Origin of the sequence: Novosphingobium hassiacum (assembly GCF_014196055.1) — a bacterium.
Classification (GTDB): domain Bacteria; phylum Pseudomonadota; class Alphaproteobacteria; order Sphingomonadales; family Sphingomonadaceae; genus Novosphingobium; species Novosphingobium hassiacum.
On record NZ_JACICY010000002.1, the window covers coordinates 213,072 to 235,992 of the forward strand.

The following is a 22,921-nucleotide window of genomic DNA, read 5'->3' on the forward strand; positions in this document are numbered from 1 at the left end:
GCGAATGCATCGGTGTAAGGGCGGTGGGATGAGTTCAGAACCGGCAACCCCGTTGCTTGACACGGTAGATACGCCCGAAGACCTTCGCACGCTTGCGCCATCGCAGCTCCGCCAGCTGGCCGATGAGCTGCGGGCCGAGATGATTTCCGCTGTCGGTACGACCGGCGGGCATCTGGGGTCGGGGCTGGGCGTGGTCGAATTGACCGTGGCACTGCATTATGTGTTCGATACGCCACGCGACCGGCTGGTGTGGGACGTCGGGCATCAGGCCTATCCGCACAAGATTCTGACCGGACGGCGCGACCGTATCCGCACGCTGCGCCAGGGCGGTGGTCTCTCGGGCTTCACCAAGCGCAGCGAGAGCGAATACGATCCGTTCGGTACGGCGCATTCGTCGACCTCGATCTCGGCCGCGCTGGGCTTTGCCGTGGCCAACAAACTTTCGGGCCGCGCGGGCAAGGGCATTGCGGTTATCGGCGATGGCGCGATGAGCGCGGGCATGGCCTATGAGGCAATGAACAACGCGCAGGCCGCGGGCAACCGGCTGGTGGTGATCCTAAACGACAACGATATGTCGATCGCGCCGCCGGTGGGGGGGCTTTCTGCCTATCTGGCGCGGCTGGTATCGTCACGCCCGTTTCTGTCCTTGCGCGATATCGCCAGGCGGTTGTCGCGCAAGCTGCCGCGCCCGCTGCACGAAGCTGCGCGCAAGACCGACGAGTTCGCGCGCGGTATGGCGATGGGTGGCACGCTGTTCGAGGAACTGGGCTTCTATTACGTCGGCCCGATCGATGGTCACAACATCGAACAACTGATCCCGGTGCTCGAAAACGTGCGCGATGCCGCAGAAGGTCCGTGCCTGATCCACGTGGTGACGCAGAAGGGCAAAGGCTATGGCCCGGCCGAAGCGGCGGCGGACAAGTACCACGGCGTACAGAAATTCGACGTGATTACCGGCGAGCAAGTCAAGGCCAAGGCGTCTGCACCTGCCTACCAGAACGTGTTCGGCGAAACGCTGGCCAAGCTGGCAGACAGCGATCCGCGCATCTGCGCGATCACGGCGGCGATGCCCGGGGGCACGGGCGTGGACAAGTTTGCCAAGGCGCATCCCGAGCGCACATTCGATGTCGGCATTGCCGAACAGCACGCGGTGACGTTTGCAGCGGGGCTTGCGGCGGAGGGTATGCGCCCGTTCTGCGCGATTTATTCGACGTTCCTGCAGCGCGCCTTCGATCAGGTGGTGCATGACGTGGCGATCCAGAACCTGCCGGTGCGCTTTGCGATCGACCGCGCAGGGCTGGTCGGAGCCGATGGCGCGACGCATGCCGGGTCGTTCGACGTGACCTATCTGGCAACGCTGCCCAATCTGGTGGTGATGGCGGCGGCCGACGAGGCCGAACTGGTCCACATGACCTATACCGCAGCGTGCCACGACAGCGGGCCGATCGCGTTCCGCTATCCGCGCGGCAACGGTACCGGGGTTGCGCTGCCCGACGCTCCCGAGCGGCTGGAAATCGGCAAGGGGCGGATCGTGCGGCAGGGCACGAAGGTGGCGCTGCTGTCGCTCGGTACGCGTTTGGCCGAAGCGCTGAAGGCGGCGGACCTGCTGGAGGCCAAGGGGCTGTCGACGACGGTAGCGGACCTGCGCTTTGCCAAGCCGCTCGACGAGGCGCTGATCCGCCAGCTGATGACCACCCATGACGTGATCGTAACGGTCGAGGAAGGCTCGATCGGCGGGCTGGGCGCGCATGTGCTGACCATGGCAAGCGATCAGGGGCTGACCGATGCGGGCCTGAAGATCCGCACGATGCGCTTGCCCGATCTATTTCAAGACCACGATTCGCCGGAAAAGCAGTACGATCAGGCGGGTCTCAACGCGCCGCAGATCGTCGATACGGTCCTGAAGGCGCTACGGCACAACAGCACAGGCGTCAGCGAAGCGCGCGCCTGAGCGCTCGTTCGGCGTTCAGGCAATCCACAGCCACGGCCCGGCGGGGATGCCGAACAGTTCCCAGTGGACGATCGTGATGAGGAACCAGACCAGAAACGCGATAACCCAAGTAAGCTTGAGATTGCCGAGTTTGCGCAAGTCCGGCCAAAATGACGTACGGCGCTGCCACGGATTGAATTCGCGCTTGTTCTGGGCGAGCTTGCGCTTGTCCTGAAAATGGGATCCGAGCAGCGCAACCAGGATCAATGCAGCCATCAGGATCAAAACCGGCGCGGTCGGCGCGACGACGATGTGCCCCAACGCCCATAAGGTGATGCCCCACATCATAGGATGGCGGGTGATTGTGAACACGCCCGAAGGGATGACCGTACCAAGGCCCGCGGCCTTGACGCCGGGCAGGGCGGGGTTGCGCTTGAACGATGGCAGCAGCAAAGCGAGCGATGCGATCGTGAGGATACTGCCGGCGATCCACGCCAGCGGGTGCATGCCATCCCACGCCGCGCCGGTAACCGGCGCGCGATCGAATGCGACGATGGTCCAGCCGAGCATGGCGATGGAAATCAGCGAATAGAAAGTCAGGAAGCCCTGTTCGCGCCATGCGGCCACCATGCCGGCACGTAGCGGGCCGGACATGGCGAAGTGGGTGATGACGAAACTTCCTGCCGCGATGATCAGGTGGACTAAACCCGTGTCCATGCGCAATGCCCTTCGATTATCTTATTTGTACTATCGTAGACGTCAATACAGACTGGCGGATGACGCACGACAGATTGTGCTAATGGTCACTTTGAAATAATTTGTCGCTCGTCACAACTGGTTCGACATTGCAATTGATGATTGACGACGCAAACTTGCGCCAAATCGGAGAAATATTGCGAAAAATCAGGTGCCTGCGGATTGGGGTACTGGGTCAGGAATCCGTTTGTCGGCAGCAACGGCATGCCTGGCAAGCAGCAGGTGCCGATCACCGCGGGATGTTGTGGTATGTCGTCAGCCGTGCATTCCAGCGGAAAAGTCGCGCAACATCTGCTTGGCGATGACCAACTGCATGATCTGGGTGGTGCCTTCGTAAATACGGTAGATGCGGCTGTCGCGGAAGAAGCGTTCGGCTTCGTATTCGGCAAGGTAGCCTGCCCCGCCGTGGATCTGGACGCAGCGATCGGCGACGCGGCCGCACATTTCCGAGGCGAACATCTTGAACGCGGCAGCTTCGAGCAGGACCTTGCGACCTTCATCGGCCTTTTTGATCGCGTCGCGCATCATGCATTCCGCAGCGTAGATTTCGGCATAGCTGTCCGACAGCATCGCCTGGATCAATTGGAAATTGGCGATCGGTTCGCCGAATGCCTTGCGCTCGGTCGCGTACTTGACGGCAGTATCGAGCGCGCGCCGGGCATAGGCGGTGCTGGCGGCACCGACCGAGAGGCGGCCGTTGTCGAGGCTCTGCATTGCGGTGGCAAAGCCCTTTCCTTCCTCGCCGCCGAGCAGTGCATCGCCGGGGACGAACACGTCCTCAAGGATGATGTCGCCGATGTGGCTGCCAGGCTGGCCCATCTTCTTGTCCGACTTGCCCCGCGTGACGCCGGCGGTGTCGAGCGGGACGAGGAAGGCCGAGACGTGGCCGTTCTTGGGCAGGTTTTCCTTGGACGTGCGCGCCATGATCAGCGCTATTTTGGCGAAAGGCGCGTTAGTGATGTAGCGCTTGGTGCCGTTCAGGACATAGCCGTTGCCCGAGCGCACGGCGGTAGTCTGGAGCCCAGCGGAATCCGAGCCCGAACCGGGCTCGGTGAGGCCGAACGAGGCGATTTCACCGGCGGCAAGGCGGGGCAGCCATTCGGCCTTCTGCTCAGGCGTCCCGGAATTCTTGATCGCCGAACAGACCATGCCGAGGTTGATCGAGGTGATCGAGCGATAGGCGGGCATCGCGTAGCTGAGCGTGTAGATCGTCTCGATGTACTGGGTGACGTTCATCCCCGCGCCGCCGTATTCCTCCGGCATCGTCAGGCCGAACAACCCCATCTCGCGCATCTCGGCGAGCAGGTCGTCGGGGATACCGTCGTTGGCGATGACGTCATTTTCCGCCGGGATCAGGCGCTCGCGGACATAGCGCCGGAGCTGCTCCTGGAACTGCTCGAAGACTTCGGCGTCCATGCCGGGGTTGACGTTGCTCATCGCGTGGTTGCTCCTCCGCCTCATTCCGATGGCACGTTTTAACCGATTAATTAAGATGATGCCAAGCTCTGAATCGCGGACGCTTCACCTTCGGTCAGGTGACGCCGTGCATGAGCCGCTTGAGCGGGATTGCGACGACCAGCAGGACGATGCCGATGCCAACCGAAATCCAGCCGATCGTGGTGAACACGCCGACATAGGTATCAAGGCTGACCTTGAGGTTGGTAACCTGTCCGCCAACCGTTTCGACGCTGGCGACCTGCGCGACCATGCCGGCAACGTATTGCGCCACCGCGATCGACAGGAACCACACGCCCATCATCATGCCGACGACGCGCGCCATCGACAGCTTGGTGATCATCGACAGGCCGACCGGCGAGATGCACAGTTCTGCCATCGAGTGGATCAGGTAGAGGCCTGCCAGCCACATCAGGCCGACCTTGAACTGCGCATCGGCGAACTGCGATCCCCAGACCAACAGCAGGAAGCCGGCGCCGACGCCCATCAGCGCGATGGCGAACTTGACCGGGATCGAGGGCTCCACGCCGCGGCGTGCCATCGCGTTCCACATCACGCTGAACACGGGTGCGAGCGCGACGATGAACAGCGCGTTGAAGATCTGCGTCTGACCGGCGGGCATGACGTAGACCGGGTCAGTGGCAAAGCCTTTGCTGCGCGCGTAGATCATGCCGAGGAAACCCACGATCATGACTGCGGCGAAACCGACGTCCATCTTGCGCCGCGTAGCGGGGGTTTCGCCGCTGCCGAAGAACCACGCGAGTAGCCAACCGAGGCCGCCGAGCAGCAGCGCGAAAAAGATGTAGTAGCTGGCGGGCAGGGCATTGAACATCGCGAATAGCGGGCGGGTCCAGCCCACTTCGAGCATGGTATTGCGTTCTGCGAACAGCGTCAGAGAGGAGCCGGCCTGTTCGAAAAGGGTCCAGAACACGACGTTGAACACGATCAGCACCATCGCCGCGAGCATCATCTGGAACTCTACGCGCGTGCCCGACACCAGCGCCCAGATCAGGATCCCGGGGACGGCGACAAGAAACGTGCCGAACATCAGCTTGCCCATAATCGGCAACCCGAGGAAATAGCCGACGATGCCTTGGCCCTCGGCAGGCGGGACATAGGACATCAGGTTGACGAACAGGAACCAGAACAGCGGTACGCAGACCAATGCGGCGCCATAGATGAGCCAGTCCTTGCGCGGATCGGCACCGGCGGGACGTTCGCCATACCCATCGAGGCGGCCGCCGTCGAACTGCACAAGCACCCACGAGAAGGTCATGCCCAGCGCGGCTAGGCCGAAGCCCGCCCACCAGCCGACCGATTCAGCCAGGATCGGGCAGAAGAACTGCGACAGCAGCGAGCCGAGGTTGATGCCCATGTAGAACAGCGTGAACCCGGCGTCGCGGCGTCGGTCGCCATCGGCGTAGAGCGTGCCGACCATGGTCGAGATGTTGGGCTTGAAAAAGCCATTTCCGACGGTGACGATCGACAGGCCGACCAGCAGCAGCGCAATGTAGAAGGGCGAACGTTCGCCGTCCGATTGGAACGCGCCCGGAGCGATGCGGCGCGCCTCGGTGCCGTCAGCCGCCTTGAGCGAGACCGACTTGTCGTCGTTGCCGACGATTTCGAGGCGCTGGCCACCCGCTTCGATCGAGCGGCTTTCGGTGCCGTTTATGTCGGCGACCGTGACTTCGTAGCGCTGGCCTTCGATCGTGGCGTAAGGCTTGGCCGCTTCGCCGCCGAAGCAGAGCATGAAATAGCCTGCCGCCATCAGGATCGCGCCGAACTTTACCGACCGTTTCGAGCCGAGGTAGCGATCGGCGATCAGGCCGCCGATGACCGGGGTGAGGTAGACCAGCGCGGTGAAGCCGCCGTAGATTCCAGTGGTCGTCGTGTCGTTGAACAGGAAATGCTTGGCGAGATAGAGCGTCAGGATCGCGCGCATGCCGTAGTAGCCGAAGCGTTCCCACATCTCGGTGGTAAACAGGCGCTTGAGCTGCGCGGGGTGGCCGAACCACTCCCCGAAGGCCTGGCGGGGTTGTGGAATTGCGGTCATGTGTTCCTGAGTCATGCGGGCGCGCGATCTCGTCTTATGGGGTGACTGCGCCTCTCCTGCGCAGCGATAGGCGGCCTTAGTCGCACGATCGCACAAGGCAAGAAACTATTTTCAATCGCAACCAGTCGGGGCGAGGCTAATGGTGGGAGGCGTTTGTCCCCAGGCGGGCGTTGTGCATCCTGCTGTATTATGGCAGTATATCACCCATGATCAGCAACAGCCGCCCCGTCTATCTGCGTCTGCGCGACGAAATCTGTGCTGGCATCCTCGATGGGCGCTATCCCGAAGGCGCGGCGTTGCCATCGGTCCGCGCATTTGCGGCCGAGCAGGGGGCCAACCCGCTGACCGTGGCCAAGGCGTATCAGCAGTTCCAGGATGAAGGCATGGTCACGGTGCAGCGCGGCATCGGCATGTTTGTGGCACCCGGCGCGGTTGCCGCCTTGCGTACGCGTGAACGCGAGTCGTTTCTGACCGGAGAGTGGCCCGAAATTGCCGCTCGCATGCGGCGGCTGGGGCTGTCGGTGGCGGACCTGACCGAAACGGCCTGAATCGGGCCATTTTTCAGATGCCTTCGGAATATCAACCGATTGTAATAAACCTTTTAGCGTGGCAGGATCGCGAAATGCGTTCGTACGGGGGTTCGAACGCTGGGATCGTTGCATAAAAGGGGGATGCGCCCGTGCATCCGGCGGAGGGTATAACATGATCAGGTCGGAGTTGCTCCAAGCGCTTGCCAAAGAAAGTCCGGGTATGCGCAGCGAAGAGATCGAGCGCGTCGTTGACGTGTTCTTCGACGAAATAGCAAAGCGTCTGGCCGATGGTGGCCGGGTCGAGCTGCGTGGCTTCGGCGCATTCTCCACGCGTGAGCGCGATGCGCGCAAAGGCCGCAACCCGCGTACCGGCGATACGGTCGAAGTGCCGGGCAAGCGCGTGCCGTACTTCAAGGCAGGGAAGGAAATGCGCGTTCGGCTCAACGCCGACTGACGCGCTTCCACCGACAATTGGCGACGGGCGTTGCAACGGGCGTTGCGACGCCCTTTCTGCTGTGGCAGGCGCACAATGCACCAGCGGGGAATAGCCCGACATGCGGACGTGGCGGAATGGTAGACGCCGGGGACTTAAAATCCCCTGATCCTTGATCGTGCGGGTTCGAGTCCCGCCGTCCGCACCATGACTATTGCAGTTCTGCGACACGATGGCGGCTTCTGTCGCCGAACGGTATTCGCGCCGTCGCAAAACCGTCAGCAACCACCCTTAGAGGCAACGCCAAGCAAAGCGTTACCATGAGGGGCTTCCATGATGACCAAGTTTTTCAAGGGATCGCACCGCGCGATCCTGCTGTGCGGCGCTGCCTTGTGCATCGCCACGCCCGTCCATGCTGCCGAAGAGCCAGCAGTTCCCGCAGCGGCCGATGACATGGCTGATGATCAGACGCGTACTGCGCGCGAAATCGTGGTTCAGGGCAGCATCGGCTTTCGCAATCACAGCGACGAGGCTGAGCCGAAGCTGGTCTATGACGAGGAATATTTCCGCCGTTTCGAACCGCTGACTGCGGGCGATGCGCTCAAGCGCGTGCCATCGGTTACCTTCCTTTCGGACGTGCTCGAATCGGACGGTGCGCGTCTTCGCGGCCTCGACCCGGGCTATACGCAAATCCTGATCAACGGCGACCGCATCCCCGGTTCGAACGTCGACCGCTCATTCTTTCTCGACCGCGTTCCGGCCGAGTTGATCAAGCAGGTCGAGATCGTGCGCTCGAACTCGGCGCGTCGCACCGGCGATGCGGTTGCAGGCACATTGAATATCGTGCTGCGCGATGCTTTCACGATGGATGGCGGCTATCTGCGCGGCGGCGCGCTGATTTTTGACGATGGCGAGATCAAGCCGTCGGGCGGCCTGTACTATGGCGGCAAGTTCGGCCCCGGCCGTCTTCTGGCAGGCGTGAACGTTCAGGGGCGCTACAACCCCAAAAAGAAGAAGAGCCTGCGCTTCGACGATTCGCCAGAGAACAATCCTGACTATGCCACGCAGGACTTCAACAATCGCGAAGACCAGGACGACGTTCGTGACGGCACCGATTATGCCGGCAACCTGAACTGGGCCTACGATGACGGCGAGAACAAGTTCGAGATCGCGGGCAATTATGTGAGGACCGACCGCGACCAGATCGAGCGGTCATTCGAATACAACGATCTCACCTCGACCAGTGGCCCGGTCCGCCTCAACGCTGACGGCAACCTGCTAAGCGACAACTTCAACCCGCTGTTCATCAAGCAGGAAAGCTGGGCGCTATCGGGCAAGTTCAGCAAGGAATGGGATCTGGGCAAGACCACGTTCAAGATCAGCTTCGCGCGGTTCGACAACGAGGAAGACGAGCTTGAGCACGAGATTGATTTCAACCGTTCCACCCCGCGTTATACCGGCGATTTCGCGCTGACGCGCATTCAGGACGATGAACTGTCCGGACAACTGGAGCAGACGTTCCGCATTTCCGATGGCCTCGACTTTGCGCTGGGCGGCTTCTTCCAGAACAAGGATCGCGACACCAACATCGCCGAAGCCCCACGCAATCGCTTCAATGTGTCGCGCACGACCCTGGCCGGGTACAGCCAGTACACCAACGCGCCGCAGGACTTTGCGATCGACTTCCGCCCAGTCGTACCGACCCCCGGGGGTCTGAACACCATCGAGGAAGACCGTCGCGACGTTTATGCGCTGGTCGAAGGCACCAGCGGTCCGGTCAAGTTCGAGGCTGGCCTGCGCTGGGAAAACACCACGGTCAGGATCAACGACCAGACGGTGGCCGCTGCCCTTGCGCTGAACACCGTCAAGTATGATTTCCTGCTCCCCTCGGCTTCGGTGAAGATCCAATTGGGTGATGGCCGCCTGACGGCTTCGGCCGCGCGGACCGTGCGTCGCCCGCGTTTCGACTACATCTCGCCCGCGCTGCTCGAAGCGGAACTGGGCGACAACGATTTGCTGGGCAACACCGGCCTGCGTCCGGAAACAGCATGGGGCGGCGATCTTGGCTATGAACATCGCCTTGGCCGCACCGGGGTGATCGGGGTCAACGTTTTCTACCGCAAGGTGCAGAACCTCGTCGAACTGACCAATACACAGGTCGAAGGTTCAGAAGGTGATGGCACTTTCGTTTATCAGCCACGCAACGTGGGTGACGGCGAAGTCTGGGGCGTAGAGTTCGATCTGTCGGCAGACCTGGGCGCGGTTGGGCTGCCAGACACCGGCGTGTTCGGCAACCTGTCGCTGATCGACAGTTCGGTCGAGGACGAATTCGGCAGTCGTCGGTTCAACGGGCAGTCGAAGTACGTCTACAACTTCGGTGTGATCCAGAACTTCCCCGATTTCGGTGCATCGTTCGGCGCGACCTATCGCAAGCAGGGTTCGGCCTATGACCGCACGGTAGGTGAGGAAGTGACCACGCGGTATGGCGCAGACCTTGAAGTTTTTGTCGAGAAGCGCATCGGCAAGAGCTTCACCATCCGCGCGGTGGGTTCGAACTTGCTCAACAGCAGCAAGGACGAAGTGTTCAACAAGTTTGCGACAGCCGCCGACCAGGTTGCACGCGACTTCGACGAGTACGAACTCGAATCCGAAGAAGCTGGACCGGTATTCCAAGTCGTGGCGAGGTACGCATTTTGATCGCCAAATAACAAGCGCACCTGCGGCAAAGTACGAAAACCATTGGTATTAAAAATGCCTAATGGGCGCTTCGTAGTAACCCCGTGGTAGGATTTGGCGGCGTATGTTGGCCTGCGCCGGGTCTTGCGTGAACCCCGGTGTTTGGGGATTCACGCATAAGGGGACCGGGCTTGGCCCACGAAGACGAGCAGCTTCCGTCTCCTGCAGACGGCCGGAGCATCGAGGACCAGCGGATTTCGCCGCGGTTCACCTTGCTGATCCGTGCAGCCAAGCTGATCGTCGATGGCGACAGCGAGTTCCTGTGCGTGATCCGCGATGCGTCGTCGAGCGGGCTGAAGATCCGGCTGTTCCACCCGCTGCCAGCGCATTACCGCACGCTTTCGATCGAGATGAGCAACGGTGATCGCTATCCGGCCGAAATTGTATGGATGGATGGCGACTTCGCCGGCTTTCGTTTTCTCGACGTCGTGGATATCGAGCGGTTGCTGGACGAGACCCACGGCGCTTATCCCAAGCGGCACGTCCGCCTGCGCGTCCGGCTCGATGCGATGCTTCATTCGGGTGGGGAGGCGGTGCGCATCGCGTTCCAGGACATTTCGCAACAGGGCGCTTGCGTCGAGTGCGACAAGTGGTTGCTGATGAACGAACTGGTGCGCGTGGAAACAGGCGTGCTGCCCGCCATCTATGCCAAGGTGCGCTGGCGCAGCCACCCGCGCTATGGTCTGCTGTTCGAACAGGTGTTCAAGCTGGATGAGCTTGCGCGAATCGCAGCGCCACTCCAACCCGGCGACATCTGGGACGGGGAACACGACCAGCGCACGTCGCGCGGTGGTCTGGAATGCCCGTGAGGGGCATGAACAGGCTTGCGTGTTTCGCCTAAGGCCTGAGGCCCTCGCCTTCGCGGGGGCGCGATAAACGGTTTCTACGTGGCTGTGATGGCCGGTCCCATGTCTCAGGATTTCGCAAATCCCGACCGCACCGTTAACCATCCTTTAGCCATTTTCCTTCACTCCCAAGACCAGCAAATATCGCTTTAGCGGGGGCTTTGATGGTTAACGGGGCGGATTTCGGTGGTGCGGGCGCGAAGCTTCCCCACACGGTAGATGTGGCAATCATCGGTGCCGGTCCGGCTGGCCTGACCGCGGGCTACCTGCTGACCAAGCGTGGGCTGTCGGTCGCGATCATTGAGAAGGATGCGACGTATGTCGGCGGGATCAGCCGTACCGTCGAGCACGAGGGCTATCGCTTCGATATCGGCGGGCACCGCTTCTTCTCGAAGTCGCAGCAGGTCGTCGATCTGTGGAACGAGATTTTGCCCGACGATTTCATCCAGCGCCCGCGGATGAGCCGCATCTACTACGAGGGCAAGTTTTACTCCTATCCGCTGCGCGCGTTCGAGGCACTGTGGAACCTCGGTATTGTGCGGTCGACCCTGTGCATGGCGAGTTTTGCCAAGGCCAAGGCGTTCCCGCGCAAGACCGTGCGCAGTTTCGAGGACTGGACGACCAACCAGTTCGGGCAGAAGCTCTATTCGATCTTTTTCAAGACCTATACCGAGAAGGTGTGGGGCATGCCCTGCGACGAGATGAGCGCAGACTGGGCCGCACAGCGGATCAAGGGCTTGTCGCTGTGGGGTGCGGTCACCGACGGTTTGCGCCGCAGCCTTGGCCTGAACAAGCGCCCGAACGATGGGATGCAGACCAAGACGCTGCTCGAGACGTTCCGCTATCCGCGCCTTGGACCCGGCATGATGTGGGACGCGGCGCGCGACAAGATCGTGGCCACGGGCAAGGGCGATGTGCTGATGGGCCATGCGCTGAAGCAACTCGCTGAAGATGGGCAGGGCGGCTGGCGCGTTTCGGCGAGCGGGCCGGACGGCAGCGATGTCATGATCCAGGCAAGCCATGTGATCAGTTCCGCCCCGATGCGCGAGCTGGCCGCGCGGATTCATCCGCTGCCCGCAACGACGCTCGAGGCAAGCCGTCTGCGCTATCGCGATTTCCTGACCGTGGCGCTCAAGATCCGCTCCGAAGAGCTGTTTCCCGACAACTGGATCTACATCCACGACAGCAAGGTGCAGGTCGGCCGCATCCAGAACTTCCGCTCGTGGTCGCCCGAAATGGTGCCCGATGACAGCGTGGCCTGCGTCGGCCTTGAATACTTCTGCTTCGAAGGCGACACTTTGTGGGATTCGACGGACGAGGAACTCGTGGCGCTGGCGACGAAGGAGATGGCGATCCTCGGCCTCGTCAGCCCGGACAAGGTGCTCGGCGGTGTGGTCGTGCGGCAGGAGAAAGCCTACCCTGTCTATGACGACGAATACGCAACCAATGTCGCGGCGATGCGCACCGAGCTGGAAGAGATCCATCCGACGCTGCACCTGGTCGGCCGCAACGGCATGCACCGCTACAACAATCAGGATCACGCGATGATGACCGCGATGCTGACGGTCGAGAACATCATTGCCGGAAGCCGCGTCTATGACACGTGGTGTGTTAACGAGGATGCCGAGTATCACGAAGCGGGCGATGAAGGTGCGCAAGTCGTGATCCCGGCGCGGCAGGCATTGAGCGAAGACCAGATCGCGGCGCTTTCATCGGTGCGCGATGTGCCCGAACGGGTTGCGCCCGTCGTGTCTTCCAAGGCTGCCTGATCGCGCCATGACCCGGGTTATCCTGCCGATTATCGATCGCCTCCGCCAAGTCATGCTGCTGCGATACCTGCTGGCCAGTGTTGGCGCGCTGGCAGTGGACATGGGCAGCTTTCTCGGCCTGCTGGCTGCGGGCACGGTCCCGGTGCTGGCATCGGCGCTGGGCTATTCGCTGGGGATCGTGGCGCACTGGCTGTTGTCGAGCCGCACGGTGTTCATGGATAGCGTGGCGCAAGACCGCGTCACGCGGACGCGTCAGAAGGCACTGTTCGTCGGCTCTGCATTGGCGGGTCTTGCCCTGACGACATTGATCGTGGGCGCAGGGACCGCAATCGGCATCGATTCGCGCCTGTCCAAGATCGTCGCGATCGGGGCGAGCTTCATGGTGACGTGGCTGTTGCGCAAGCGGATCGTCTTCCAGTGAGAGCGGTTCAGGCGGGCGCACCTTCGGGGGAGCGTCGCGCCGCAACGCCGGTAGGGGCGGTGCTGCTCGCTTGGCTGGCAAGCGCGGCGCTGATGCTGCTGGCCACGCATGGCCAGATCGGCCCGATGGGCTTTGCCGACGCCGACGATGCCTTGCGGCTGCAACAGGTCAGGGACCTGCTGTCCGGGCAGGGCTGGTTCGACCTTCACCAGTATCGCATTGCGCCGCCCGAGGGCGTCGCGATGCATTGGACGCGGATCGTCGATCTCCCGATCGCCGCGGTCATCTTGATTCTGCGGCCCTTGCTGGGCCAGCTACAGGCAGAGATCGTCGCGGTCGTGGTGGTTCCGCTGTTGTCGCTGCTGGCGGCGATGCTGCTCGCCGCACGGCTGGCTGCGCGCCAGTTCGGCAAGCGGGCGGGCCTGATTGCAGCGCTGCTGGTGGTTGCGGCGGTCCCGGCATCGTTCCGGATGATGCCGATGCGGATCGACCATCATGCCTGGCAATTCGTGCTGGCATTGGTCGCGCTCAACGGCATGGCGGCGCGCGCACCACGGGCCGGTGGAGCCGTGGCCGGGCTGGCGCTGGCGTTGGCGTTGGCGATCTCGCTCGAATCTTTGCCCCTGGCAGTGATCTTCGCAGGCGTCTGCACGCTGCGGCTGTGGCGCGGGCAGCGCGAATGGCTGGGCGCGTTCATGTCGGCGCTGGCGCTAGCAAGCGCCGTGCTGTTTGTTGCGACTCGCGGGTTCGCAGATATAGCCGAGCATTGCGATGCGCTGTCGCCTGTGCACGTGATGGCGCTGCTATGGGTCGCGGGCGGCTGCGTGCTGGTCTTGCCGCGTCTCAGGCACCGACCGCCGTCTTTGAGCCTTGTCGCGCTGGGTGCGATTGGTTTGGGAGCCGTCGCGATCATGGCTTTGCGTGCCCCGCAATGCCTTGGTCCAGACGCGTTTTCGGCGCTCGACCCACTGGTCAAACGAGTGTGGCTCGATTCGGTGGCCGAAGGGTTGCCGGTCTGGCGACAGGGCATGGTGCTGGGCGCGACGATGGCGCTGCTGCCGCTGTTCGGGCTGATCGCCTGCGCGCGGCTGATCCGGGCCGCGCACGATCAGGCGAGCCGCGACTGGTGGATGGACATGGCGCTGCTGCTAGGCGGGGCGACCATTGTCGGTTTGCTGGTGGCGCGGGCATCGGGCGTGTCGTGCCTGTTCGCGGCGGTGCCGGCGGCGTGGCTGCTCCAGCGACAGGTTGTTGCCTGGTCTGCGGACAGGCTGCTGTTGCGCCGGATCGCGCGCGTTGTCCTGATGATCGCCATGGTACTGCCCGGTGTGTTTGCGGGAATTGCCGCTGATGCGGTTACGCGCGAGCCCGCGCCGCTTGCTACGGGCAAGTCGTGCGAGCTGCCGCAGATACTGCCCGCGCTCGGGCGTGAGCCGACGACGGTCATTCTGGCGGGTCTGGACCTTGGCCCGTCGATTCTGGTGAACACCCCGCACACGGTCGTCGCTACGGCCCACCACCGTGCAAGCGCTGCCATGCGCGATCTGATCGTAGCGTTTCTCGGACCCGATCAGGGCGCACATGCGATCATGCGCCGGCGCGGTGCCACGCTGGTGGTAATCTGCGCGAACGGCAACGAGGCGGGTGTCTATCGGCACCTCGCGCCCAACGGATTCATGGCGCACCTGGCAGCGGGCAAGGCTCCGACCTGGCTGGAGCCAGTGGCGCTTGCGCCGCAGAGCGGCATCAGCGTGTGGCGGATGCGGGACCGGTAACTCTCTGAAGTTGGGGATGGGCGGACGGTCGGGGTGTAAGACGCCTACGCACCCATCGCAGCAGCGCTTTCCCGCCATCTGTGTCCGTGCTCCTGGCACATCCCGGATTAGCCCCGCGCTCCTGATAACAACCTGCAAACTATGGCCCGACGCCCGGCTCGAACGAGGGCGGTGCAGTGGGGCGAGGAGAGTTCTCTTGCAGTTCATCAGGGCAGGCGGTCGCCGCCCTTGCGCGAGGGCGGCAGGGGTCCCGCAATTTCGGCGAGCACCATAAGAAAAGGGCGGCTCCCGGAGGAGCCGCCCTTCGCTGATTTGGTCTGAGTGTTCGGGTTAGAAGTTAACCTTGGCACCCATGCGGAAGTAGCGACCGTAGATGCCGTTACCGCCCTGGACCGGGTTGTAGAGGTGCGCACCGTAGGTGGTCACTTCAACCGGAGGCAGGTTGTCGAACATGTTCATCACCGTGGCGGTCAAGGTGAAGCGGTCATTGACCCGCACCTTGCCCTGGAGATCGAACGTCCAGTACTCGTCAACCGAACAACCGCTTGGGCTGTAACCCGGATCGCCAGCAACGCCGGTGATGAGGCTGCAGTCCTTGTAGCCGGTGCCCTGATCCTGCGCCGAGTAGTCATACCCGCCGAAGTAGTTGGTGGTCAGGCTGAGCTCGACCTTGTCACCGAAGGTGAGCGAGTTGAGCCAGTAGCCCTTCCACTTCGAGGTGCCCGAACCGGCGGTCAGGTTGTAGTTACCTGCGGTGCCGTCATAGCGCTCGACGGTGCCATCGGGGAACTCGGTTTCCAGCTTGATGATGTAGCTGGCTTCGAGGTGGCTGCTCCAACGGATCGAGTCGGTGATACCAACGTCCGAGTCGATGCCGAAGTCCAGACCCGAAACACGCTGCGTGTTGGCATTGACCAGCTGTGACTGGACGAATGCGATACGCGGCAGGGCGTTGGGGTTGGCAAGATCGGGCGCATCAGGAACAACCGTGTAACCCGTCGGGATCGGCTGGCCAGCGTAGTAGGCAAGCAGCGCAGGCGTGTTGCTTGGCTGCGTGATCACGCCGGTCTTCTTGATGTTGTAGTAGTCGACCGAGAGCGACAGACCACGGATCGGCTCGAAGAAGACGCCGCCAGTGAAGCTGCGCGACTTTTCAGGCTGAAGGTTGGGGCTGGCGAGCGTGGTCTGACCGTACGAGAAGTTCCGGACATACGCCGGGCAGCTCGTGAACGTGGCCGTGGTGCAACCATACTGGTTCAGGAAGAAGTTCGTGAACGGAACCGGCGAAGCGGTGACGTAACCCGTGGTCGGCAGAGCGTTTGCTTCACCGAACGATGGAATACGGAAGCCCTTCGAGTAGGTACCGCGGATCAGCAGGCTGCGAACCGGCTGGAACTTCACACCGATCTTCGGCGAGAAGTTGCTCTGACCGCTGGAGTAGCTGTCATAGCGACCCGAAGCGTTGACCGTGACCTGCTCGATGATCGGCGCTTCGACTTCGCCGTATGCCGAGTAGACCCAACGGCTGCCCTTGGTACCGAACGCGTTCAACGTGAAGTAGCGCTGGGTCGGGCCGTTGTAGTCGGGGTTGCCGCTGGGAGCATCAACCGCTTCGTAACGGATCGAACCACCGATTGCGACCGTCAGCGGACCACCTGGGAGATCGAACACCGAGCTCTGCAGGTTGCCGTCGAAGGCCACCTGGTCGGACGAGGCGTTGTTCACCAGGTCAGGCGAGATGAAATCCTGCTGAGCCTGGGTGTTCAGCGAGGGGTTCACGAAGTTGTACGAACCGCGGGCGATCGCCGTCAGCAGGTTGTTGATCTGGACGTAACCACGCTGCAGACGACGCAGGTCGATGTGCATGGCGGTTGCGCTCAGGTTGAACCCGATGTTGTCGGTGATGTCGCCGCTGAAGCCGACCGCACCACGATAAGCGCGCGAACGCGTTTCGTTATAAGTTACGCGGTCAAGGATACGACCGGCGATGCGCGCGGTTTGACCGTTGGCTGCGAACGGATTGTTCGGGTTCAGGGTACCATTGGTCGCATTACAACCGGTGGCGACGCCACGCGGATCAGGCAGGCCGTTGGCGCAGACGTAGATCGGCAGCGACAGAGCGAACGATCCGGGAGCGAGTGCACCACCGGTGCCCGAGGTGCTGAACTGCGGGAACAGGATACCGGTCGGCGCATTGCCGCGGATCGTTGCCGGGAGGCTCGTGTAGTTCACCGTGCTCTGCAGGAAGTTGAATTCTGCATAGCCTTCGATCGAGTCGGTGACCGCAGCGGTGAACTTGCCCGAAACACCCCAACGCTCGATTTCAGGCGAAATCGTGCCGTAGAGGTTGGTGTAGTCGAGCGTGCAGACCGTGCGGGGCGATGCCGGGTTGGCGGCGAACTGATCGTCGGTCAGCGTGTAGGGCGTGCCGAGTGCGCAACCGTTGGTGCCGAGGTCCTGGAAACGACCCTGCGCGGTGGTGTTCGTAGCGTCGTAAGGGCGCACGATCAGGTTGGCAGCTGTGCCCGGGAAGACACCGTCAGGTGCGTTGACGCGCAGGTCGGGGCCGCAGGTCTGGCCATCGGGCGAGCAGACGCCGCGTTCGTCATCCGAGTTGAACGGATAGCCGCGGTCCTTGTTCATGAGCTTGTTGCTCTTGTAGTAGAACCCGCTGAGGTAGGCGTTGTAGCCGTTCTCTTCGATGTCGCCCACGCCGCCCGTGACCGAGATGCGGTACTGCGAGGCGTCGCCGCGCTCGGAGATGCCGGCGTTCAGGCTGGCGGTGAGGCCCTTGACCTGGCGCTTGGTGATGATGTTGACAACGCCGGCGATGGCGTCGGCGCCGTATGCCGAAGATGCACCGTCGCGCAGGATTTCAACGCGCTCGACGATGTCGTCAGGGATGGTGTTGAGATCGACGAAGTTACGCGTGCCGTCATCCGCGAGCGGATAGTAGGCGGCGCGCTGGCCGTCGAACAGGACGAGGGTGGAGTTGGTCGAAAGACCGCGCAGCGAGATTGCCGAAGCGCCCGCCGCAAACGCGCCGTTGGCCGAGAAGCTGTTGGTCAGCGCCGGGCCATTGTTGGCTGCCAGCGACTGCAGACCGTCCTGCACCGTAAACAGGCCGCGCTTGTCGAGGCTTTCGCTGCTCAGCACAGTAACGGGCGAAGGAGTTTCAGTATCGGCGCGACGCAGGATCGAGCCGGTAACCACGATGACCTTGCCGCCTGCGCAGCTTGGGTCGTCGGTCTGCACGTTGCAATCAACGGCGTCGCTTGGGGTTGTCGAAGCTTCCTGAGCGAAAGCGGCCGTCGAAATAAGTGCAACGCCGATAACTAATGGCGCGGCGCTCGCACGGAGCGCGGAGAAAGATTTCTTGTTCACGTTGTCCAGTCCCTTTTGTCCTGTCCGCCTGCGCCCCCGAAGTCTGGCAACAAGCACTTTCCCGTTTCACCCTATCTCAGGACCGCGACGCGAAACCGAAGCGGCTTTGCCCCAAGGCTAGCGGGAAAAGATGTACCTGTTTGGCTGAAAGGAGTGGTTAGTTACAAACACGAATGACAATTGCGAAATGAATCCACAACCTGTGTATCAAAACTGCCACACCGCCTTTGGTACACGTCAGAACCCCCGAGTTTACCGAGCGTTAGGGGTGGTGCATGGAAATTACACATGGCGGCCATTCACTTGCCATTAATTACAACGGAGACGGTTTCGACTGTAACAACGGGCTTTTTCGCGCCTTAACGGGTTGCGTCTGAAACCATGTCACGCAGCAGCAGGATCGGATCGAGCCGGTTGCGCTGCCACATAACCGCCCAGTGCAAATGTGGCCCGGTAGCGCGTCCGGTCATCCCGATCTGACCGAGCGGCTCGTCCTGCAGCACGATCGCCCCTTCGCGAACCAGCAATTGCGATGCGTGGAGGAAGGCGCTGTTGAGGCCATTGCCGTGATCGAGAATCAGCAGGTGGCCCTCCAGCGTAAAGGGCGTGGTTGCCGCAAGCACCACGACACCGTCGGCCGGAGCGACATAGGTCGTGGCAGCACCGCCTGCGATGTCGAGGCCCGAGTGATATGAGCCGGGCTCCCCCTTGTAGATGCGTTGCGAGCCGAAGCGGCCCGAGAAGCGACCGGGGGCGGGGCGGACGAAGTCCTGCCGCCAGCCTTGTGCGCCGGTGTCGAGTGCGCGGGCCGCCCTGATCCGCGTGAGTTCGCCCTCGCGGATGCGCAGGAAATCGGCATCGGGTACGCCGCCGGGGCGCTTGGCGACGTTGACACGTTCGATCGCCCAGGCGCGCGGGGTGATAGTGAGTGGAAGCGTCACAGTCGAGCTGTCGGCAAGCGTCGCGACGAGTTGCGCGGCGGGGCCCGCGTCACGGTCGAACGCGATCAGGAACCTGTTGTCGAAGGAAACCGGGACCGGCTTGCCGTCGAGCGCCAGTGCGCGGGTGCCCGGTTGGACCCTGCCGCGTAGCCAGCCACCCTGGGTGAGCCGACCGCCGGGGTCGAGCATGATCGGAGGGAGCGGGGTATTGCCAGTGAGCAGTGCGGCAAGGGCTGTGCCGCTGCCGACGACGAACTGCCGCCGGTCGATCATGCGCTCTCGAGGTGGCGGCGCGTCGAAATCTCGCAGGTCGCGTAGGCCTCCTGGCGCGGCGCGCTCCAGTAGCGCAGCGCGTCGAGCGGGATCTGCTGGCCGGTGACAGCGCACAGCACATGGTCGCCTGCAGAGAGCTGGCGGAAGCCGCCGGGAAGGTACTGAAGGCGCGCAAGGCGGCCGGAGGGGGACATCAACATGGGTTCAATGTAGCGACTGATGCGCCTCAGAACAATTCCTGCTGGCCCGCCGGGGGAACGACGGGGCGCGGGCGGGGTACAGGGCGAGTGCCGCCTGTGGTCACATCGAGTGTGCCGTCGGCGAACTTGAGCGTCAGCGCGATGCGCGATTCTGCGGTCTGGCGGTCCTTGACGAGGTGGCCATCCTTGTCGGTGACGAGGACGTAGCCGCGCTGAAGCGGAGCTTCCGGATCGAGCGAACGGCGCAGGCGGTCAAGCGCATCGACCTTGCCGCGCGCGTGATCGATCCTTTGGAGCAGGACTTCGGGGCGCAGGCGCTGGGCGGCGAGGCGCTCGCGCTCGCGTCCTATGCGGGTGGCGAGCAGGGCGGGGCGCAGCGATCCGGCGTGGCGGGCAAGCAGCGATCCGGCGATCTCGGTACGGTGGAGCAGGGCACGGCGCAGCCGCTCGGCCAGATCGTCGACGCGTTGGGCCTGACCCTGAAGCAGTGCCTGCGGCTGGGGCAGGCGCTGGCTGCGCGCTTCGAGGCGTTCTTTGGCCTGCGCCAGTTGGCGGGCGAGCGCGCGGCGCTGGCGGGCGTTGAGATCGGCGACGAACGCCGCGAGTTCGGCCTGTACCGGTACTGCGAGTTCGGCGGCGGCGGTGGGGGTCGGTGCGCGCCAGTCTGCGGCGAAATCGCACAACGTGGTGTCGGTTTCATGGCCGACCGCGCTGATGATCGGAATGGTGCATTCGGCGACCGCGCGGACGACTTCCTCCTCGTTGAAGCCCCAGAGGTCCTCGATCGAGCCGCCGCCGCGCGCGACGATGACGAGATCGGGGCGCGGGATCGCGCCGTTTTCGGGAAGGTTCGAAAACCCGCGCACGGCGTTGGCGACTTGCGCGCCTGAGCCTTGGCCTTGCACCAGCACCGGCCAGACGATGACGCGCGTGGGGAAGCGGTCCGACAGGCGGTGGAGGATGTCGCGGATCACCGCGCCGGTGGGTGAGGTGACGACGCCGATCACGCGCGGGAGGAAGGGCAGGGCCTTTTTGCGCGCGGGGTCGAACAGGCCTTCGGATTCCAGCCGCGCTTTCAGCTTGGCGAGCAGGGCGAGCAGCGCGCCTTCGCCCGCAACCTCCATGCGCTCGATCACGATCTGGTAGTTCGACCGGCCGGGGTAGGTGGTCAATTTTCCGGTGGCGATGACTTCGACGCCGTCTTCCGGACGGAAGCCGAGCTTCTGGACGCCGCCACGCCACATCACGCCATCGAGGCGAGCGCCTTCGTCCTTGAGGCTGAGGTATAGGTGACCCGAGGCGGCGCGTTTGACGCCCGACAGTTCGCCGCGCACGCGGACGAAGCCGAAGCGATCCTCGACCGTGCGCTTCAACAGCGCGGAAATCTCGGAGATCGACAGGGCCGGAGCGTTGTCGCCAGCCGATTCCCTCGCTAGGAGCCCGCCGGACGGATTGCTGTCATCGTCGTGCGGCGCGGAAGGGAATGCCATGAATATCCTGCTGATCGGGTCGGGTGGGCGCGAACATGCGCTGGCCTGGAAAATGGCCCAATCGCCGCTGACCGGCAAGCTCTATGCGGCACCCGGAAATCCGGGCGTGGCCGAACATGCGGAAATCGTCGCGCTGGAACTGACCGATCACGCCGCGGTGGTGACATTCTGCGAGACGCAGCGGGTCGGGCTGATCGTGGTCGGCCCCGAAGCGCCACTGGTCGATGGGCTGACGGATTCGCTGCGGGCAGCCGGATTTTCGGTGTTCGGGCCGAGCCGGGCGGCGGCGCAGCTCGAAGGGTCGAAGGGCTTCACCAAGGACTTGTGCGAGCGCGCAGGCATTCCGACCGCCGGCTATGTTCGCGCCAAGTCGCTGGCCGAGGCGCGGGCGGCTTTGACGCGGTTCGGTGCGCCGGTGGTGATCAAGGCCGATGGGCTGGCGGCGGGCAAGGGCGTGGTCGTGGCGATGACCATGGCCGAGGCAGAGGCCGCCGTGGACGACATGTTCGACGGCGCGTTCGGCTCAGCCGGGGCCGAGGTCGTGATCGAGGAGTTCATGACCGGCGAGGAGGCGAGCTTCTTTGCGCTGACCGATGGCGCGACGATCGTGTCCTTCGGATCGGCGCAGGATCACAAGCGCGTCGGCGATGGCGATGTGGGGCCGAATACCGGTGGCATGGGCGCCTACAGCCCGGCGCGGGTGCTGACCGGCGAGTTGGAGGCGCAAGTGCTGTCGCGGATCGTCGCGCCGACGGTCAAGGCGATGGCGGACGAGGGGATGCCCTATTCGGGTGTGCTCTATGCCGGGCTGATGCTGACCGAAGAGGGGCCAAAGCTGATCGAATACAACGCGCGGTTCGGCGATCCTGAGTGTCAGGTGCTGATGATGCGGCTGGAAAGCGATCTGGTGGAACTGCTGCTGGCCTGTGCGGACAACAAGCTGTCCTCGATTGAGTCGCCGCGCTTTTCACCCGACGTGGCGATGACCGTGGTGATGGCGGCGAACGGCTATCCGGGCACGCCGGATAAGGGTGGGCGGATCGACCATATCCCCGCAGCCGAGGCGACAGGAGCGAGAGTATTCCATGCCGGGACCGCGCTGTCGGGTGATGGTGTGCTGAGCGCGAACGGCGGGCGCGTGCTGAACGTCACCGCTCGCGGCGCATCGGTCAAGGAAGCGCGCGACCGGGCCTATGTGGCGGTCGATGCCATCAGCTTTCCGACCGGATTCTGTCGGCGCGACATCGGCTGGCGCGAGATTGAGCGGGAAGAGGCTGAACAGGGGTAGCAATCCTACCCTCGCCCGCTTCCCGCGGGCGGGAAGGGGGCAAAGGGCAGTTGTTGCCGCCCTCCGCGCACTGCACGTTTCAGGCGTGGACGACGCGCAGCTCTGCCGCTGGGAGGGCTTCGGTCTTGGCCTGCGCGATCAGTTCCTTCTTGCGTGCAAGCATTGCGTCACGCAGCGCGACCATGTCGAGTCCGGCTTCACGGGCCTGCGCGAACATGCCTTCCGAGCGCGCTTCTTCCTCATGGACGTGGTGCTTGATCTCTTCGCTGAGCACCTTGACCTTGGCATCGAAGAATTCGTCATCGGGTGACGAAGCCATGATGTCGTTGATCAGCACTTTGGCTGCGTCATGCTCGACATGGGCTTCGGTATAGGTCTCTTCCTCGATCTTGCCCTTGCAGGCAGGGTAGAAGATCTCTTCCTCGATGATCGTGTGGATCTTCAGCTCGTTGCAGATCTGCTGGGCAAGGGCAGCCTTCTTGTCGTCCTTGGCGCTTTCGAATTTCTCGAACAGGCCTTCGACCGTGCGGTGGTCGGCCTTGAGCAGGGCAATCGCGTCGGTGTAAGTGGTCTGGGCCATGATATGTCCTCATGAACGGTGCATTGCCGGGACAATCCATTGATCGCGTGCATGTTCCGCAT

The 22,921-nt window shown here is 63.0% G+C and carries 17 protein-coding genes and 1 tRNA gene; 10 read left to right on the plus strand and 8 right to left on the minus strand.

Going from position 1 to position 22,921, the window contains the following annotated elements; translation table 11 throughout:
• The first annotated feature begins 28 nt into the window (after positions 1-28).
• Positions 29-1,951 carry a 1-deoxy-D-xylulose-5-phosphate synthase gene (gene dxs, locus GGQ88_RS05745; protein ID WP_183612174.1) on the plus strand — a complete coding sequence of 641 codons (1,923 nt, stop codon included), beginning with the start codon at positions 29-31 and terminating at the stop codon, positions 1,949-1,951.
• A 15-nt stretch (positions 1,952-1,966) separates the two neighbouring features.
• On the opposite strand, the gene GGQ88_RS05750 is transcribed toward dxs, so the two are convergent.
• From GGQ88_RS05750 to GGQ88_RS05760, 3 genes are all read right to left on the minus strand, one after another.
• On the minus strand, positions 1,967-2,647 hold the full coding sequence (locus GGQ88_RS05750; RefSeq protein WP_183612175.1) for an NnrU family protein: 681 nt from the start codon (positions 2,645-2,647) through the stop codon (positions 1,967-1,969).
• A 294-nt stretch (positions 2,648-2,941) separates the two neighbouring features.
• A complete protein-coding gene (locus tag GGQ88_RS05755; RefSeq protein WP_183612176.1) occupies positions 2,942-4,123 on the minus strand; it encodes an acyl-CoA dehydrogenase family protein in 1,182 nt (393 codons plus the stop codon).
• Positions 4,124-4,217: 94 nt separating this feature from the next.
• Positions 4,218-6,194: a peptide MFS transporter gene (locus GGQ88_RS05760; protein WP_246385560.1), complete on the minus strand. Its 1,977-nt coding sequence runs from the start codon at positions 6,192-6,194 to the stop codon at positions 4,218-4,220.
• Positions 6,195-6,400: 206 nt separating this feature from the next.
• Here GGQ88_RS05760 and GGQ88_RS05765 point away from each other — a divergent pair, with 206 nt between their 5' ends.
• From GGQ88_RS05765 to GGQ88_RS05800, 8 genes are all read left to right on the plus strand, one after another.
• Entirely contained in the window at positions 6,401-6,742 is a 342-nt protein-coding gene (locus tag GGQ88_RS05765) for a GntR family transcriptional regulator (protein WP_183612178.1), read from the plus strand.
• A gap of 154 nt (positions 6,743-6,896) precedes the next feature.
• Complete coding sequence (locus GGQ88_RS05770; RefSeq protein WP_183612179.1) at positions 6,897-7,178, plus strand: integration host factor subunit beta; 282 nt, start codon at positions 6,897-6,899, stop codon at positions 7,176-7,178.
• 102 nt (positions 7,179-7,280) lie between these two features.
• Positions 7,281-7,365: transfer RNA gene (locus GGQ88_RS05775), tRNA-Leu, on the plus strand.
• Positions 7,366-7,490: 125 nt separating this feature from the next.
• Positions 7,491-9,854: a TonB-dependent receptor plug domain-containing protein gene (locus tag GGQ88_RS05780; RefSeq protein WP_246385563.1), complete on the plus strand. Its 2,364-nt coding sequence runs from the start codon at positions 7,491-7,493 to the stop codon at positions 9,852-9,854.
• A gap of 170 nt (positions 9,855-10,024) precedes the next feature.
• The gene (locus tag GGQ88_RS05785; protein WP_183612181.1) at positions 10,025-10,702 is read left to right on the plus strand and encodes a PilZ domain-containing protein; all 678 of its coding nucleotides are present in this window, start codon (positions 10,025-10,027) and stop codon (positions 10,700-10,702) included.
• A 200-nt stretch (positions 10,703-10,902) separates the two neighbouring features.
• The gene (locus tag GGQ88_RS05790; protein WP_183612182.1) at positions 10,903-12,507 is read left to right on the plus strand and encodes an NAD(P)/FAD-dependent oxidoreductase; all 1,605 of its coding nucleotides are present in this window, start codon (positions 10,903-10,905) and stop codon (positions 12,505-12,507) included.
• A gap of 7 nt (positions 12,508-12,514) precedes the next feature.
• Positions 12,515-12,928, plus strand: a complete 414-nt coding sequence (locus tag GGQ88_RS05795) for a GtrA family protein (RefSeq protein WP_183612183.1) — start codon at positions 12,515-12,517, stop codon at positions 12,926-12,928.
• Entirely contained in the window at positions 12,925-14,703 is a 1,779-nt protein-coding gene (locus GGQ88_RS05800; RefSeq protein WP_343057102.1) for a hypothetical protein, read from the plus strand. The genes GGQ88_RS05795 and GGQ88_RS05800 overlap by 4 nt, the downstream gene beginning before the upstream one ends.
• A gap of 330 nt (positions 14,704-15,033) precedes the next feature.
• On the opposite strand, the gene GGQ88_RS05805 is transcribed toward GGQ88_RS05800, so the two are convergent.
• From GGQ88_RS05805 to xseA, 4 genes are all read right to left on the minus strand, one after another.
• Positions 15,034-17,958 (minus strand): TonB-dependent receptor domain-containing protein, encoded by a 2,925-nt coding sequence (locus GGQ88_RS05805; RefSeq protein WP_343057103.1) that lies wholly within the window; start codon positions 17,956-17,958, stop codon positions 15,034-15,036.
• Between the two features lie 488 nt (positions 17,959-18,446).
• Complete coding sequence (locus tag GGQ88_RS05810; protein ID WP_183612184.1) at positions 18,447-19,301, minus strand: M23 family metallopeptidase; 855 nt, start codon at positions 19,299-19,301, stop codon at positions 18,447-18,449.
• A complete protein-coding gene (locus GGQ88_RS05815; protein WP_183612185.1) occupies positions 19,298-19,501 on the minus strand; it encodes a DUF2093 domain-containing protein in 204 nt (67 codons plus the stop codon). Before GGQ88_RS05815 ends, GGQ88_RS05810 begins: the two co-directional genes overlap by 4 nt.
• Before the next feature lie 26 nt (positions 19,502-19,527).
• Positions 19,528-20,991: an exodeoxyribonuclease VII large subunit gene (gene xseA / locus GGQ88_RS05820; RefSeq protein ID WP_183612186.1), complete on the minus strand. Its 1,464-nt coding sequence runs from the start codon at positions 20,989-20,991 to the stop codon at positions 19,528-19,530.
• Between xseA and purD the strand changes: the two genes are divergently transcribed.
• Entirely contained in the window at positions 20,990-22,279 is a 1,290-nt protein-coding gene (purD, locus tag GGQ88_RS05825; protein WP_183612187.1) for a phosphoribosylamine--glycine ligase, read from the plus strand. The genes xseA and purD overlap by 2 nt on opposite strands.
• Positions 22,280-22,358: 79 nt before the next feature.
• Here the strand turns inward: purD and GGQ88_RS05830 are convergent, their stop codons facing one another.
• The gene (locus tag GGQ88_RS05830) at positions 22,359-22,859 is read right to left on the minus strand and encodes a hemerythrin domain-containing protein (RefSeq protein ID WP_183612188.1); all 501 of its coding nucleotides are present in this window, start codon (positions 22,857-22,859) and stop codon (positions 22,359-22,361) included.
• Between the last annotated feature and the right edge of the window lie 62 nt (positions 22,860-22,921).

Excerpts from the sequence above, each read along its gene's own strand:
- GGQ88_RS05780 (WP_246385563.1), top strand. The coding sequence starts at position 7,491 with ATGATGACCAAGTTTTTCAAGGGATCGCACCGCGCGATCCTGCTGTGC.
- GGQ88_RS05795 (WP_183612183.1), top strand. The coding sequence starts at position 12,515 with ATGACCCGGGTTATCCTGCCGATTATCGATCGCCTCCGCCAAGTCATG.
- dxs (WP_183612174.1), top strand. The coding sequence starts at position 29 with ATGAGTTCAGAACCGGCAACCCCGTTGCTTGACACGGTAGATACGCCC.
- GGQ88_RS05765 (WP_183612178.1), top strand. The coding sequence starts at position 6,401 with ATGATCAGCAACAGCCGCCCCGTCTATCTGCGTCTGCGCGACGAAATC.
- xseA (WP_183612186.1), bottom strand. The coding sequence starts at position 20,991 with ATGGCATTCCCTTCCGCGCCGCACGACGATGACAGCAATCCGTCCGGC.
- GGQ88_RS05770 (WP_183612179.1), top strand. The coding sequence starts at position 6,897 with ATGATCAGGTCGGAGTTGCTCCAAGCGCTTGCCAAAGAAAGTCCGGGT.
- GGQ88_RS05810 (WP_183612184.1), bottom strand. The coding sequence starts at position 19,301 with ATGATCGACCGGCGGCAGTTCGTCGTCGGCAGCGGCACAGCCCTTGCC.
- GGQ88_RS05750 (WP_183612175.1), bottom strand. The coding sequence starts at position 2,647 with ATGGACACGGGTTTAGTCCACCTGATCATCGCGGCAGGAAGTTTCGTC.
- GGQ88_RS05755 (WP_183612176.1), bottom strand. The coding sequence starts at position 4,123 with ATGAGCAACGTCAACCCCGGCATGGACGCCGAAGTCTTCGAGCAGTTC.
- GGQ88_RS05760 (WP_246385560.1), bottom strand. The coding sequence starts at position 6,194 with ATGACCGCAATTCCACAACCCCGCCAGGCCTTCGGGGAGTGGTTCGGC.
- GGQ88_RS05815 (WP_183612185.1), bottom strand. The coding sequence starts at position 19,501 with ATGTTGATGTCCCCCTCCGGCCGCCTTGCGCGCCTTCAGTACCTTCCC.
- GGQ88_RS05830 (WP_183612188.1), bottom strand. The coding sequence starts at position 22,859 with ATGGCCCAGACCACTTACACCGACGCGATTGCCCTGCTCAAGGCCGAC.
- purD (WP_183612187.1), top strand. The coding sequence starts at position 20,990 with ATGAATATCCTGCTGATCGGGTCGGGTGGGCGCGAACATGCGCTGGCC.
- GGQ88_RS05790 (WP_183612182.1), top strand. The coding sequence starts at position 10,903 with ATGGTTAACGGGGCGGATTTCGGTGGTGCGGGCGCGAAGCTTCCCCAC.